This is a genomic window from Candidatus Dependentiae bacterium, assembly GCA_040878395.1.
In the GTDB taxonomy this organism is placed as follows: Bacteria; Babelota; Babeliae; order Babelales; family Vermiphilaceae; genus JAKBEL01.
In genome coordinates, this window is sequence record JBBDMI010000003.1 from 136,473 (window position 1) to 150,918 (window position 14,446).

Annotated in this window: 18 protein-coding genes; 13 read left to right on the forward strand and 5 right to left on the reverse strand. The window is 35.7% G+C overall.

Annotation, left to right across the window (positions count from 1 at the left end; all coding sequences use genetic code 11):
* The first annotated feature begins 63 nt into the window (after nucleotides 1-63).
* A complete protein-coding gene (locus tag WD055_01060; protein MEX0848799.1) occupies nucleotides 64-327 on the forward strand; it encodes a hypothetical protein in 264 nt (87 codons plus the stop codon).
* Nucleotides 328-339: 12 nt separating this feature from the next.
* Here WD055_01060 and WD055_01065 read toward each other — a convergent pair whose 3' ends face one another.
* Complete coding sequence (locus tag WD055_01065; GenBank protein MEX0848800.1) at nucleotides 340-1,350, reverse strand: adenosine deaminase; 1,011 nt, start codon at nucleotides 1,348-1,350, stop codon at nucleotides 340-342.
* Between the two features lie 89 nt (nucleotides 1,351-1,439).
* On the opposite strand from WD055_01065, the gene truA reads away from it, so the two are divergent.
* A complete protein-coding gene (gene truA, locus WD055_01070; GenBank protein ID MEX0848801.1) occupies nucleotides 1,440-2,204 on the forward strand; it encodes a tRNA pseudouridine(38-40) synthase TruA in 765 nt (254 codons plus the stop codon).
* On the forward strand, nucleotides 2,197-2,784 hold the full coding sequence (locus tag WD055_01075; protein ID MEX0848802.1) for a GNAT family N-acetyltransferase: 588 nt from the start codon (nucleotides 2,197-2,199) through the stop codon (nucleotides 2,782-2,784). Before truA ends, WD055_01075 begins: the two co-directional genes overlap by 8 nt.
* Nucleotides 2,785-3,097: 313 nt before the next feature.
* Here WD055_01075 and WD055_01080 read toward each other — a convergent pair whose 3' ends face one another.
* Nucleotides 3,098-3,319 (reverse strand): hypothetical protein, encoded by a 222-nt coding sequence (locus WD055_01080; protein ID MEX0848803.1) that lies wholly within the window; start codon nucleotides 3,317-3,319, stop codon nucleotides 3,098-3,100.
* A 94-nt stretch (nucleotides 3,320-3,413) separates the two neighbouring features.
* Entirely contained in the window at nucleotides 3,414-4,916 is a 1,503-nt protein-coding gene (gene gpmI / locus WD055_01085; GenBank protein ID MEX0848804.1) for a 2,3-bisphosphoglycerate-independent phosphoglycerate mutase, read from the reverse strand.
* Nucleotides 4,917-5,086: 170 nt separating this feature from the next.
* On the opposite strand from gpmI, the gene WD055_01090 reads away from it, so the two are divergent.
* From WD055_01090 to WD055_01125, 8 genes are all read left to right on the forward strand, one after another.
* The gene (locus WD055_01090) at nucleotides 5,087-5,419 is read left to right on the forward strand and encodes a hypothetical protein (protein MEX0848805.1); all 333 of its coding nucleotides are present in this window, start codon (nucleotides 5,087-5,089) and stop codon (nucleotides 5,417-5,419) included.
* Nucleotides 5,420-5,473: 54 nt separating this feature from the next.
* The gene (locus WD055_01095; protein ID MEX0848806.1) at nucleotides 5,474-5,860 is read left to right on the forward strand and encodes a hypothetical protein; all 387 of its coding nucleotides are present in this window, start codon (nucleotides 5,474-5,476) and stop codon (nucleotides 5,858-5,860) included.
* A gap of 35 nt (nucleotides 5,861-5,895) precedes the next feature.
* Nucleotides 5,896-6,213, forward strand: a complete 318-nt coding sequence (locus WD055_01100) for a hypothetical protein (protein ID MEX0848807.1) — start codon at nucleotides 5,896-5,898, stop codon at nucleotides 6,211-6,213.
* 145 nt (nucleotides 6,214-6,358) lie between these two features.
* A complete protein-coding gene (locus WD055_01105; protein MEX0848808.1) occupies nucleotides 6,359-6,715 on the forward strand; it encodes a hypothetical protein in 357 nt (118 codons plus the stop codon).
* A 210-nt stretch (nucleotides 6,716-6,925) separates the two neighbouring features.
* Complete coding sequence (locus WD055_01110; GenBank protein MEX0848809.1) at nucleotides 6,926-7,489, forward strand: hypothetical protein; 564 nt, start codon at nucleotides 6,926-6,928, stop codon at nucleotides 7,487-7,489.
* Between the two features lie 163 nt (nucleotides 7,490-7,652).
* Complete coding sequence (locus tag WD055_01115; protein MEX0848810.1) at nucleotides 7,653-7,973, forward strand: hypothetical protein; 321 nt, start codon at nucleotides 7,653-7,655, stop codon at nucleotides 7,971-7,973.
* An 18-nt stretch (nucleotides 7,974-7,991) separates the two neighbouring features.
* Nucleotides 7,992-8,744, forward strand: coding sequence for an RsmE family RNA methyltransferase (locus WD055_01120; GenBank protein ID MEX0848811.1), 753 nt, complete (start codon nucleotides 7,992-7,994; stop codon nucleotides 8,742-8,744).
* A 70-nt stretch (nucleotides 8,745-8,814) separates the two neighbouring features.
* Complete coding sequence (locus WD055_01125; protein MEX0848812.1) at nucleotides 8,815-9,810, forward strand: hypothetical protein; 996 nt, start codon at nucleotides 8,815-8,817, stop codon at nucleotides 9,808-9,810.
* On the opposite strand, the gene tsaB is transcribed toward WD055_01125, so the two are convergent.
* The gene (gene tsaB / locus WD055_01130; protein ID MEX0848813.1) at nucleotides 9,811-10,494 is read right to left on the reverse strand and encodes a tRNA (adenosine(37)-N6)-threonylcarbamoyltransferase complex dimerization subunit type 1 TsaB; all 684 of its coding nucleotides are present in this window, start codon (nucleotides 10,492-10,494) and stop codon (nucleotides 9,811-9,813) included.
* Nucleotides 10,495-10,916: 422 nt separating this feature from the next.
* The gene (gene ruvX / locus WD055_01135; GenBank protein ID MEX0848814.1) at nucleotides 10,917-11,318 is read right to left on the reverse strand and encodes a Holliday junction resolvase RuvX; all 402 of its coding nucleotides are present in this window, start codon (nucleotides 11,316-11,318) and stop codon (nucleotides 10,917-10,919) included.
* Nucleotides 11,319-11,629: 311 nt separating this feature from the next.
* Between ruvX and WD055_01140 the strand changes: the two genes are divergently transcribed.
* Nucleotides 11,630-12,991 carry an alanine:cation symporter family protein gene (locus tag WD055_01140; protein MEX0848815.1) on the forward strand — a complete coding sequence of 454 codons (1,362 nt, stop codon included), beginning with the start codon at nucleotides 11,630-11,632 and terminating at the stop codon, nucleotides 12,989-12,991.
* On the forward strand, nucleotides 12,948-14,372 hold the full coding sequence (locus tag WD055_01145; protein MEX0848816.1) for a UDP-N-acetylmuramoyl-L-alanyl-D-glutamate--2,6-diaminopimelate ligase: 1,425 nt from the start codon (nucleotides 12,948-12,950) through the stop codon (nucleotides 14,370-14,372). Before WD055_01140 ends, WD055_01145 begins: the two co-directional genes overlap by 44 nt.
* Nucleotides 14,373-14,446: the final 74 nt, after the last annotated feature.

The window sequence follows — 14,446 nt, forward strand, 5'->3', positions numbered from 1 at the left end:
TTAAAATCCCTGCTTTCAAGCAGGGATTTTCTTTGAAGTAGATCTGTTTAACTGGAGAGAAATATGAATAAATTAACTGTTTGGGCTATTGGATTGTTGTGTTTTTCTTTGACGATACATTCTTCAGAGATAGCGAAACCGTCCAGAAAAAAAACTGGATCATTTCCTCTTCGTCAAAGTAAAACAGCTCAAGAGCTTCCGCATGTATTGGCTTGCAGTTTAGGGACTGTTGGTGGTTGCCGGACATGTAAGTTGCACTTGGAATTACAAGAAGTTCGTGAGCAAACCAGAACAGTAAGGATGAAAAGAAGGGCCCATGATCGTTAAGATTGCTTTGCTTTAATGTTTTTGATTTTTTATCCAATCATCAAGTTTTTGCAACATTTTATTTTTTTGGTCATCAGGTACAAATGATGACATGAATGAATTGCGTGCAGATTGTACGAGTTGTTTATTTGTTAAGCCTAATCGTTGTGCTTCTTGATAATTTTCATTAATGTATCCACCAAAAAAAGCAGGATCATCTGAATTGATTGATATATTCAATCCTGCATTCATAAGTTTTTTTAATGGATAATCTTGTTGATTGGTAAAAATGTTTAAATGTATGTTTGATAGTGGGCAGACGGTAAGGGGAATTTGTTCTTTGGTCAAATAAGTCACCAAATTCGGATCTTCAATGCACCTAATGCCATGATCAATGCGATCGACATGAAGTTCATTTATTGCTTGCCAAATATAATCCGGTCCTGCATCTTCTCCGGCATGAGCACACAACTTATAACCATATTTTTTTGCCTGTGCAAAAAGTTTAGTAAACTTGCTGGGTGGATTTGCATGTTCGTTTGCGGCTAATCCAATTGCTATAATTTTATCTTTAAATGGTAAAGATTCTTGTAATATTTTAAGCGCTGATTCTTGGCTTAAATGGCGTAAAAAACATAAAATGGGCAGCGCGGTTATATTATAACTGTTGTGTGCCTGGTTGATTGCTTTATTTATCCCATTAATAATGGTGCTAAATGGTATTCCGCGTGGCATATGGGTTTGTGCTTCAAAGAAAATTTCAGCATGAAGAACTCCTTGTTGTGATGCTTTTTTTAAATATGCTAATGTGACATCATAAAAATCCTGTTCAGTCTGCATAAGTTGAGATGCCTGAAAATAAATCTCTAGAAATTGATCAAGATTGTTAAAATCTTTAAATGCCTGTCTCACTTCCTGTACCGTAGCGTAGTCAGTGGCAATGTTGTTGCGATGGGCAAGTTGAAGGAATAGATAAGGTTCAAGTGTGCCAAGCAGGTGCACATGCAGTTCTGCCTTGGGTAAAGTTTGTATTAAACTGTTCATAAGAAACTTTTACATTAGAAACTTTTACATTTAAAAAAATCTGTTACCATAATTGATATTAGGCACTATTAGATTATAAAGTAAAGAACATGTTTAAAATTATAGTTGCATACGATGGTACCGATTTTAATGGTTGGCAAATTCAACCCAATGAACCATCAATTACTCAAGCGTTGCAGGATTCATTTGCCAAACGTTTTGATCACAAAATTAAAATTGTAGGTGCATCGCGAACTGATGCCGGTGTACATGCAATTGGTCAAGTTGCCGCATTTCGCACAGATCTTGTTATGGATTGTCAAAAAATGATTTCAGCATGGAATGATATATTGCCTCCGACTATTGTTGTGCGCGGTATCGCCCAAGTTGCTGATGATTTTCATCCTATATATGGTGTTGCACAAAAAACCTATTGGTATCATTTTTTTCTCGATCGTCCATTACCGTTTGTTGAACGGTATGGGTGGTTTTTTCGTTATCCATTAGATATGAAAAAATTAGAACAATCATTGCAACTATTTGTAGGAACGCATGATTTTCGTTCATTTTGCACCGGAACTGATATGGGAGAAAATACAGTGCGTACTATAGAGAGTATCGAACTTGTGTATAAAAAAGAGTTTGGTGCATGGCGCATTGTTGTTAAAGGTCCTGGATTTATGCGTCATATGATTCGTAGGGTTGTAGGGGCTTGTATGCAAGTTGCTTCAAAAGATGAAGTTGAAATGGACTATTTAAAAAATGCATTAGTACAAAAAGATCCAAAGCAAACGCTAGTAAATGCGCCTGCAAAAGGGTTATGCTTGTATGAAATTATATATAAAAAACTAAAAGAGGATTCTCTGCATGAATAATAATAGTCAGTATAATTTAATTAAAAAAAGCTTGCTGATTGCTACTATGGTGACCATTGGAAGCGGTATTAGCTATTGGTATATAAAAAAACCAAAGCTGGAAGTTGAAAAGACGTATGTCATTTATCCACTTGCAAATGATCAACGTGATATTGACGACATCTTACAGTTATTTAAAGATGAAATTTATGCACTTACTACTGCTGATTATGATGATGTACATGCAAAGTTGATGCGTCGATCATATAATATCAATGATCCGTCAAAAGATGGAACGCTTTTGTTTTATGTAATGCGTGATAAAAAAACAGATGCATTTATCGGGTTTTTGGCAATCCATCGTATGACTTTTTATAAAGGTAAAATTTTATTCTTAGCTGTTAAGCCGGAGTTTAGGGGCAAGCGTTATGCAGGTGAATTGGTGAAATTTGCTTTCGATACATTCAGAGAAATGGGTATGATAAAAGCAATGCTTACAACGCGTGTGGATAATGTTGCCGGTCAAAAAGCATATGAGCGTGAAGGGTTCAAAAAATACCAAGTCTATGATGGATTTGTGTATTACGAGGTTTATCTTTAACTGAATTATATTTTTAAATATAACATAAGGTCAATTTATCTTTGAGGATAAGTTGGCCTTATGTTTTTGGTTGACCATTTTCTGTATTGTTTATTCAATGGTTGCTGACATGAGTGTTGAGCCTTGTATCCAAGATGATAACACTGCTTATGCAGCATATCTGATTGGTTTGATTGGTGCGCGGATTCTTGGGTCTTAAACAGTGCCACCATTACCTTAATGTTATAACTTAATTTTGGAATAAAAAAATGGCGCTTCTTTTAAAAAGGAGCGCCATTTTTCTATATTCGTAATTTTGAAACGAAAGAGATGATTAATCGTTGTCGTCGCAATCATCATCGCAATCATCTTCACAATCTTCTTCGGCTTCGAACTCAACTCCAGCATCTGCAGCAGCTTCAAGTTGTGCAATTGCAAAAGTGATAAGCTGGTTAGCGATTTCTGAAACAGTAGTTTCATGCTCTTTTGCAGCTTCTGCTAATACTTCAGCCAATTCTGCATCAAGTTCTACAGTTACTTTTGGTTTATCTGCCATGTGACATCCTTTTCAGTATAATGATTTGACTATATGTTTGAGTATATCAGGTTTTTTTGCTTTTGCGTAGGCAAAAAATAACTGTTTTTATCCTTTAGTGTTGCATTTCAGGGGGGATTGGCAGGTGCATGAGTTTTAAAATATAGGGTGCAATATCGGTAATACTCTTTAAATTTAAAGTTGCTTGGCTGTTTTTATCTGTTTTGCTTGTCACGATAAATGGAACTTTATTAGTTGTGTGAGATGTTTTTGGTTGATTGGTGATAACATCCAGCATTTCTTCTGCATTTCCGTGATCGGCGGTGATGATCAGTGTGCCATTCATTGTGTTGACCACTTGTTGATAAAGTTGGTGTAATTGTTTATCCAGACATTCAATTGCCTTTACGGTTGCCTGGAAATCTCCTGAGTGTCCAACCATATCTGCATTTGCATAGTTAATGAGATAAAAATCTTTTGGGTTATGTTTGAGTGAATCTAATACTGTTTGCGTAATATGCGGTGCAGACATTTCCGGGCATGATGCATATGTTTCAGTTTTAATCGATGGAATGAGTTTCCAGGTTTCAGTTGCATAAGGTGTTTCGCGTCCAGAATTAAAGAAATAGGTAACGTGAGCGTATTTTTCTGTTTCGGCTATGGCGAGTATGGTTTTATTATATTTATGCAGGATGTCGCCAAATGTGTTTGCAATAGATGGCTTTTCAAATAAAGGTAGAGTGTGTAACTGTTCATTATATAAAAATGGCGTAATAAAAAATGAAAATGCCAGTTTATCTTTGTGTTCCAAAAGCATTTTAGTCAATTGTCGTGCTCGATCAGCACGAAAATTGAAACAGATAATACCATCTCCGGGTTCAATAGTGCCTTGAGCGTTGAGCAATGTAGGCGGAATATATTCGTCAGTTATTTCTTTGTTATACCAATGATTAAGTGTATCTTCCCAATTATTAAAATGAGGCACAGTTGCTTGAGTTAATGTATCAAAACTCTTTTTGGTGCGATTGCTGTTGTTATCACGGTCCATTGCATAAAAACGTCCATGCAATGATGCAATAGATACGGTTGGATATTTTTGTATGAACTTTTCGAGTTGTTGGAGATACTTGGTAGCCGATTGCGGTGGTGTATCTCGTCCGTCCAAAATAAGGTGCAAGTATATATGGGGAACTTTTTGTTCGATTGCGCATTCTATCAGTGCATATAATAGTTCTTGATGGCTATGGACGCCTGCATCAGAAAGTAAGCCTATAATGTGTAAGCGGTCACTATTTTTTGATAATTCATGTAGGTTAACAGCGAGCTTTTTATTTGAGCAAAGTTTGCGTTTTGATAAAGCTTGATGAATGATTGATACCGGTTGGGGTATAATGCGACCGGCACCGATAGTTTGATGACCAGCCTCAGAGTTACCAATAAAATTTTTAAGAAGACCGATATCTTCACCGGATGCTTTAAGGTAAGTGTGTGGGTATTGCGCGATCAAATTATTAAGAAAATCTGTTTTTGCTTGTGCAATAGCATTGAACTCTTTATGAGCTCTGTGTCCAAATCCATCTAAAATAACCAAAACAACCGGCTTTTTACTGTTTTTCATGGGCTTAAAGTCCTTTTTATTATTGTGGATTGTTTTTTTACTTTAAGTCAACATCTCTTGGTACGGGACTTAAAAATTCATGAAATTCTTGTATTTTTGCTCTATTTTTGATATATTTATAATTGTAAATATTAGTTTTCCAGAAAGACTTAATCTGTTCTTGGGGTATTATGAAAAAGCTATTTTTAGTTTTATTGTTTTTGTCATGTGGTGTGTTTGCTAATGATATAGATGATGCAAGTATGGCTCAAGATTTGCAATATGCATGGAATCAGATTAATACAACTGAGCCAGCTTCTGAACGATTGCGGCTTTTTCGCAATTTTATACATTATGCAAAGCGTCAGTTGCCCAATGTTTCTCCATCTGAGCGTAGAGATATACGAAGTTTAATTATGAGAGCTCGTGCTCAAGTAAGTTCCCAAGGGAATAATAATTTAATCCGGTCATTATTTCAGCCGGATCGTATGGAGACGGTTGATCCAAGAAAGCTTGGTGGATAAACGATGGTGTATGTTAGAAAGTAAATGTTTGTTTTTATTATGAGGTTTATTATTATGAAGAAATTATTTTTGTTAGTTCTTTTATTTCCAATGTTTATGTCAGCAGCTGAGCAACAATTATCGGCACGTGATATACATCGGCAGCTTCGTCAATTTAGAGATGTTATTAATAATCCAGGCACCACAGAGGAAGGTATTCGTAGGGAAATTACTGCGATAGATAATTATGAAGATTCTAACCTAGTGAGAAGATTCATACAGATGCATCCTGGTATGAGAGGAAGATTTAATGCTTTGAGAGAGTTCGCACAAGGTCGTTTGCCACAAGGTCATTTGCCAGTTGAACCTCAATTAGAGCCAGGAGTTGGTCGAGAGCTATTTCCTTTAGATCCAACTACAACCCACTTTTCCGTTTCAGGAGAACCAGATTTAATGGATTAATTTGTTCATATTTTAAAAACCTTAGAAGGTCGTTTATGAAAAAAGTTTTATTAAGTTTAATTTTTGTGCCTGTTATTGCATTTGGAATGAATGTTGTTGAAGGTTTAAGGCAAAGATTTGAAGAAATTGGCCAATTACCAATTCAACAACGAGTTCCGCAATATCACATGTTTGCTAATGATGCGCAACAGGAGTTACAAAATGTGAATGATGTAGGTCATCAACAAGAATTGCGTATCTTAATTGAAGATGCTCGAAGGAGAGCAAATGTGCGTAGACGTTTGGTGTTTCCAGTTGCTCCTGTTGAAGATGATCTTGCGGGCGAATTTGGGCAAATGAATATTGACGGTTAAGAATTACATTAATTGTATTTTAAAATTGAAAAGCCTTCTCAATCGAGGAGGCTTTTTTTATGCTTAATTTTGCAACTATTACTTGATAAAAAACATGATATCCATATTCTATGAGTAGTTTTAAACTTCAAGTTTGAGGAATAATATGAAATATCTTAGTTTTTTATCCCTGTTGTTACTTTGTGTCTATGCTCATGCAACTGATGATAATGCAGGAAAAAGTAATCAAAACAGCCCAATAAATTGGAAACATGTTGATACATATGTGGATCGAGTGACTCATTGGCCATCATATCAACAGATGTTTAATACGTGTAAAGATGACGGTTTGTCACCAAAAACATGGCAGCAGTTATGGCCAAAACACCAAACTCAAATATACACACTATCAGGGTTGGCAGCTTTGAGTATTTTAAGCCCTAGAAGAGCACCTGCACGATTGGGTTGTTTTTGCACAGCAGTACTCACATTTAAAATGGGCAGGGATGCACCTAGAGTTTAGATTTATCTTAATTTTTTATCAAAATGAAAATAAAATCGATTTATTTTCATTGGTTTAATAAAAATAAATCCTATTGGTATCATAATTGCTTGTTATGCCTCTGGTAAAGGCTTTTTTGCTCCTGCCTCCTTGTAAAAAATATTTTTTTTAGTATGATTACTTTATACATGTAGAGAAATATTTTTTAATCTTTTTTTTTGGAGGAAGCTTATGTTTAAGCGTTCTTTATTTAGTTTATTATTGCTTTCTGCAATAGTATGTCCGGTTGTTTATGCTAATGATGCTGTTGATACTGGAAAAGGCTTGTTTGAAACAGGTTGCGATAAAGCTTCAGTTTTTTTTACAGATAGCAAAAACTGGCTTGGTGACAAGTGGAATTCAATTAGAAATACTCGCGTAGCAAGTCCTGCTGTGGATAAAGGCTATTTTACAACAGGTTGTGATAAAGTTACAGCTCTTTTTGCAGATAGCAAAAACTGGTGTGGCGACAAATGTTCAAATGCTAAAAAAACATGTGTTAGTCAATTGAATGCATTTAGAAATGCTCAAGCAACAAGCTTTGCTTTAGATATGGTTAATCCTAAAGCTTATGCAGCTGCATGTAAAGGTGTATGGGATGCAGGCTTCAAAAAAGCAGCTCCAACATTGTGGGCTGACCACAGACCGGTAGTTATTGGTACAGGTATTCTTGTAACAGCTACAGCTGCTGCAGTTGCCTACTACAAAGGTCTTTTTTCAAAAGCGAAAAATTGGGTTGACAACAAAATAAATTAATTTGTTTTGTCATCAACTTTTAAGAAGTTAGAAAAAGCCTCGTTATTTATAACGAGGCTTTTTTCGTATAGTGCTACATTTCTTGTTGCATTCACTGTTATCTCTTTGTAAACTCTTTTTTGTCCCTTAGTAAATTAAATATGAGATATGTAGGATTTTAACGATGAAATCAAAAAAATATTTGTTATCCATTATATGTGTTTTTTCAGGATTCTTTGCTCAAGCAAATCAAGTTAAATTGTCTTATGCGCAGCAGAGTCCAATTAGGCGTGATAGACAAATGCAAAATGTTCATGAAATAATGCATTTTGATGAAGAGTTAGACTTTGATTTAGATGAACAAGAGATTGATGTTACTCAATTGGTCCCAGTGTGGGCAAAGTTTGCAAATAAATTAGCAGCACCTTTTTTTGTGTTATACAATAAAATGTCTCATTGGTGGCAAGAGCATCTAAAAAAAAACGAAAATATCCAACGATTTTAGCACAGATTGATAGTGACGATGACTAAAACACGTGATGCCGGACATCAATTTGCTCTTTTTTTTGCTGATGTATCAGCAGTTCATCATGTCGTAAATGGTGAACTCATGATTAATGATGCTGATATGGTACGTCGTATTTCCTCTATTTTGCGTTTGCGTCCCGGTGATAGTTTGTTGCTTTTTGATCAACAAATGCATATGGAAGTCGTGCTCCTTTCTCTAGAAAAAAAGAAGATTATTTGCCAAATCAAAAATATTAAACAAAATAATATAATTACTCCTCATATTACAGTTTGGTTGCCATTGCTCAAGCGAGAGGCATTTGAGCATGCAATATATAGTTTGGTCGAGCTGGGAGTTAATACTATTCAGTTGGTCTCAACGGCAAAAGAACAGCGTCATTGGCATGGGCAAAAAGAGCTGAATAGATTGCATAACATTATGATTGCAGCGGCTGAACAATCGAAAAACTTTGCGTTGCCTCTTTTAAAAGAACCGAGAACATTACAAGAACTGTTATTAGCAAAAAGTGGCGAAAAAAGCTTGTTTTTTGATGTACAGGGTAAACCTTTGCTTGAGGTTGCAAATGCGTGTGCTTTGCAAAAAAATAATGCTTATATCATATTGGTTGGACCTGAAGGAGATCTGACCGAATCAGAAAAGAATCAATTACGCAATGATCAGTTCATGTTTGTTCATTTAACACCAACTATTTTGCGTGCACAACAGGCTGTTGCTGTGGGTGTTGGCGCATTGAGATCATTGTTATAGCTTATCTTATCTCTTGTGTTTCGGTACATATATACATTATATTAAATAGAAAAAAGAGATGGAGGTTGTGATGAAGTTTATCAAACCATTTGTATTGCCGTTATTATTACTTGCAGTGGTTTTTTTGTTTAAAACGGTTTATGTACAAGAGTTATCAGCAGAGCAAAAAGAGCAGGTCGTAAAGAGTCGCTTTTTAACCTATGATCAATTGCGTGAACAGTTGCAATTGTCAGATGAGTCAGATGAGCAGGGCGTTGAATCGCAATCGGCTCAATCTCAACAGATGGAAAAGCGTATAGTTTCAAATGAACAGTTATTAAGTCATATGGCAGCACAGCTTGCATCGCGTAGTGTTGAACAGGTAGCGAGTTATGTTGCCCATGATGGAATACCTTTAGATCAACGCATTGAACTTTTGCATGAGATCATTATAAATGATGCATATGGATTTTCATATGATGATGCAGTGCAATTGGTTCTTGATATTGCCAATCGTTATCAACCGGGTTCAGAAAGTCAAAAACAAGTTTTTAAGTTGTTAACTCAATATAAAGATTTACTTAAAAAAAGTAGCCCATTGTTTATTGCAGTCGAAAATGGTTATAAGCAAACAATTTTGCCGTTAATTGAATGGTCAATGAAGATGGCTCCGCAACATCCGGAAGTGAAAGAAGATCTGCAAGAATTGAAATATAGAGCATTGGTGCGTGCGGTAGATGAAGAGAACGTCAAGGCTTTGCATGGGATCTACAATTTTTCTCAAGGAATCTCAAAAGAACACGCAACCGACTTGGTGTGGCATATTGCAAAGAACGGCAAAAGCGCTTCATTGTTGCCGGAATTAAAAAAAATGGGAGCTGATATAGATCAATCGCGTGGACGAATGACGCCGGTTATTCAAGCTGTTGTCAATAAATATATAGATGTAGTTGAACAGTTAATTAAACTGAATGTTGATCTTAATAAAATTGCTGATTTAGAGACTGGATCAGCATTGCAACAAGCAATAGCAAGTCGCGATGTGCCGATGGAAAATCTTTTGCGTAGATCAGGAGCGCATGAATAGTTACTTTACATTGATTGAATTTTTATATGCGAGTTGTTTTAAATATAATGGAAGTGCGAGTTCTATAATTTTGTTTTCTTGCCAATTTTGCCATCCGGACTGTACTAATTGATCAATTAACGGATACGGAGATCTGTCAGTTATAGTTGCTTTGTTGCCCAATATTTGCTTGATGTTTTTGGCATATAGTTCGGTGCCGTTTCCAATGAATGTTATCCGGTCTTGCGCAGGCAGTTCTTTTATGTTGTTGAGAAATGTATCAATATTTTCATACCCGGATTTGATTGTTTCACCATATGGTGCAATGGCGTAAAAAATATCAAAATTAAATGCATTCAAGAGGACGACAGTTGTTGTTTTTTCTTCGTTTGGTAGATGCTTGCCCACAAATGTGTGGAGAGCATCAATGCCAACTAATGGAATATGAGTTGCTGTATGTAAGCCATTAACTGTTGCAATGGCAATTCGCAAACCGGTGTAAGGTGCCGGCCCCAAATTAACGCCAATAAACATCATATCTTTAAGTTGGCTGTTATTGTTTTTGAGTAATGTATCGATTGTCAAAAGGAGCTGTTGGTTGCTATTTTTTTTGTCGACAGATTGCTGTGCAATGATGGTGTCTTCATTGCACAAAGCAACATGAATTTGTTGATAATCACTTGCGATGCATAACCATAAGTTCATAAAATATCCGGATGTTTATTAATTTTTATTTTTGCATTTCTGTTGTTGATAAAAAATGCTAAATGTATCAAATTCAATTGTTTTGTCTTTTCTAAGGATTATTTTACCACAATTTAAACATTTCCAACCATCAAAATTTAAAAAGTGGTCAAAAAAGGATTGCAAGACCATTAGGCCGTCGCATTTTTTACACTTCATTGGACTCCGCTCCTTTTTGAGGTGTTTCTGCAATACGGCTTTGAATTGCTTCATGTTCAAGGCTTTCTTACAGTTTTCGCTTACATTACTCTCTCTTTGTTTCCTTAATACTGAATCTAGTTCAGAAATCCTTACTTTGTCAACGATTGGCCAAAAAGGGCTCCTGTTAAGGAGTTTTGTTAAAATTTCTTTGTTGAATGTTGTATGCGGAGTCTTTAATTTACTTATTGTTGTGATGCAAACATTAAATAACTAGTTAAAATTACAGCGGCTGCAATTGAATGGGATGCGATTTTATCCTCTTTATTCTTTGTTTTTTTTATGCTTGCAGCTTGTTTACTGCTCAAGCGCTCATCCCATAGGACCCATTTGATTTCAGGGAACTGTTCTTGTAGTTTTTCTTTTTGAGCGACAATTTTTTTGGTTTGATCACTTTCTGTGCCACGCATAGTTTTTGGGTAACCTACAACTATCGTATCAATTGGTTCATTTTCGATTAAATTTTGTAAAAAATCTACTAAATGTGGTGGTTTTACTGTTTGTAATGGACGAGCGGTGATGCTTAGTTCATCAGAAATAGCTGTGCCTACCCATGCATCTCCAAGATCGAGAGCTAATGTCTTCATCTGTTTTCCTTATGATTATAAAACTGTTTTTTTAATTACGTGTTGGTGCTTCCTGTTTAGCATCTTTTCTATAAGATGTTATTGCTGAAGTGGGTGTGTGTAAAAAATGCAAAATTGATTGAACTATACAACTGTTCTAATACGGAATCCTTGCTTTCGCAGGTATGGCAGGGTTGATATTATTTTCTCATCAAATTAACGAATATTTCAAGTAATATTTCAAATGTGACCTGCGTTTCATTATATCATTTATTTTGAGTATACTAAACGTGCCGTAATATTTTAAATCCTTATCTGAAAAAGGAAAATAGGTGCAGTTAGATATAAATCATATTATACATGAAGTGAGTACAATTGTAGCTGGTTGGCCTTTAATAATATTTTTAGGTGTAGCCAGTTTTTTTTGTACTATAGCATTTGGATTTGTTCAATTCCGCTATTTCTTGTCATCTTGGAAGATGACCTTGTTTCCATCAAAAGATGAAGTTGAAAAAAAAGAAGGTCAACTGAGTCCATTACAAGCATTTTTAAATAGTCTTGGCATGAGTATGGGTAACGGTGTTCTGGCAGGAGTTGCAACTGCAATTTATGCCGGTGGACCCGGTTCTTTGTTGTGGCTTTTTTTGACCGGTATGCTTTTAATGTCAGTTAGATTTGCTGAGGTGTATTTAAGTTTGCATTTTCAAGATGTCAAAGCCCATGCTGGCGGCCCTATGGTTTATATAAAACAACTGTTTGGGGGTCATTACTTAGCTTATATATATGCGATTTTTGCATTTTTATATATTTTGGTAGTTGGTAATGCAATTCAAACTAATGCAATAAGTTTAAGCATGCAAACGGTATGGAATACTCAACCAATTATAATAGCTGTTTTATCTTTTATATTTACTCTTTATGTGATGCTTGGTGGTGCAAAGCGCATTATTGCTTTGTCTGATGCAATTGTACCATTAAAAGTGATTCTTTTTTTTATTAGTGTTTTTATTGTATTGAGTTATCATTGGCAAGAGATTATTCCATCGCTTGCATTAATTTTTAATAGTGCATTCTCATATGCAGCTTTTGCGGGCGGTACGCTTGGATTCACCGTTCAACAAGCGGTACGTTTTGGTATGCTTAGAAGTTTAATGTCATCAGAGGCAGGATTGGGAACTTCAGGTATTGTATTCGGTTCAATTGATAGTGATAAGCCGATTGAAGACTCTTTAATGGCGATGCTTACGATATTTATTAGCAGTTGTATTTGTTTTATTCTTGGATTAGCGATTATTGCTTGTGGTGTATGGCAGGAAGGTCATACCAGTACAGCATTGGTTATTACCTCTTTTAATACGGTATTCGGTTCTATTGCAGGTTGGGTTGTGGTTGTTTTATCCATTGCATTCGGCAGTGGCTTAATTGTGAGTTATGGTTTTGTTGCGCGAAGCGTTTGGGGGTATTTGACCGGTGGTCGATTTGCATTTATTGGTAGCCTGCTTTATTGTTCGTTTTCCTTTTTAGGAGCTTCTTTAGTCAATCCACATGTTCTATGGCTATTGGGTGACATTATTAATGCAGGTATGATTTTGATTAATATCCCAACTATTATTATTTTGAGTAATGTAATAAGGAGTGCGTTAAGAGCATATGCAGCAAAAAATAAGATCAGAAAAGATGTTAACGTTACCTAAAGTATGGCCGGTTGCGTGTCATACAGATAATGTTGGTATAGGCTCAACCTTTGTTGCGATTAAAGGAATCAATTGTGATGGAATTCAATTTGTTGCTGATGCAATCCAAAAGGGCGCAACGCGTATAGTTGTTTATCAAAATGCTCTATTGCCGATAGATATTTTACAAAAAATAAAGCAAAAAAATATTGTATTAATATATGTTGACGATACTCGTTTGGCATTAGCTCAATTGAGTACGCAAGCCTATAATCATCCGGCGCATAAACTTAATATTGTTGGCATCACCGGCACAAAAGGCAAAACCACTACTGCGTTTTTAACCCATCATATTTTGCAAGCATCAGGTATAAAAACGGCATTACTCTCAACGGTAGAAAACAAGATTGGTGATTTGGTGTTCACTGCGCCATTAACAACTGCTCAGCCGGATTATTTACACATGTTTTTTGATCAATGTGTGCGACAAGGTATAACACATCTAGTCATGGAAGTTGCAGCACAAGCATTCAGTTTGCATCGTGTATATGGTGTGCAATTTGATATTGGTCTATTTACTAATTTCGCTCATGAGCATTTAGAGTTTTATACTTCTATGGATGATTATTTTGCGGCGAAATGTTTATTGTTTCAACAGATGAAACCAAGTGCGCCTGTGATTATTAATGTTGATGATAAGCCTTTACAAAATATTGTATATGATAATATGGTGCATATGAGTGCAAAAGATATAACGGTTAATTGTGTTGCTCCAGACGTTCAATTTGTTATTGAACTGCAGGGTGAAAAATATATGGTTCATGCACCATACTTAATAGGTGAGTTTAATCTATATAATGTTTTGAGCGCATTACATAGTGCGTTATTATTGGGAGTGCCAATTGAAAAAATTATCTCTGCTATAAAAACATTTAAAGGTGTAAAAGGGCGGATGCAAAAATATCAACTGCCAAATGGTGCAGTTTGCTATATTGATTATGCGCATACACCCGATTCATATAAGCAGGTCTTGGGTTTATTGCGTAGTTTAACCGATCGGCTTATTGTTGTTTTTGGCTGTGGAGGTTTGCGTGACAAAACAAAACGTTCATTGATGGGCGCTATTGCAGGATCATTTGCGGACACGGTCATGTTGACTTCAGATAATCCACGGACTGAAGATCCGAATGAGATTGTGCGTGATATTAAGCGTGGCATTGCAAAAGAGCATGAGTATAAAGTGATTGTTGTGTTGGATCGAGAAAAAGCAATTGAAAAGGCATATGAACTTTCAACAGCAGACACAATTATCGCTTTATTGGGCAAAGGGCCGGACGAATTTCAAATAATTGGAAATGTGAGACATAGGTATAGTGATGAAGAGAATGTGATCGCATTGTAGTAAGGAGAGTTGGTTTGTTGTATTTATTGATGTGTACATGGCATTATGATCAATACAAATATAAGTGTGTATGA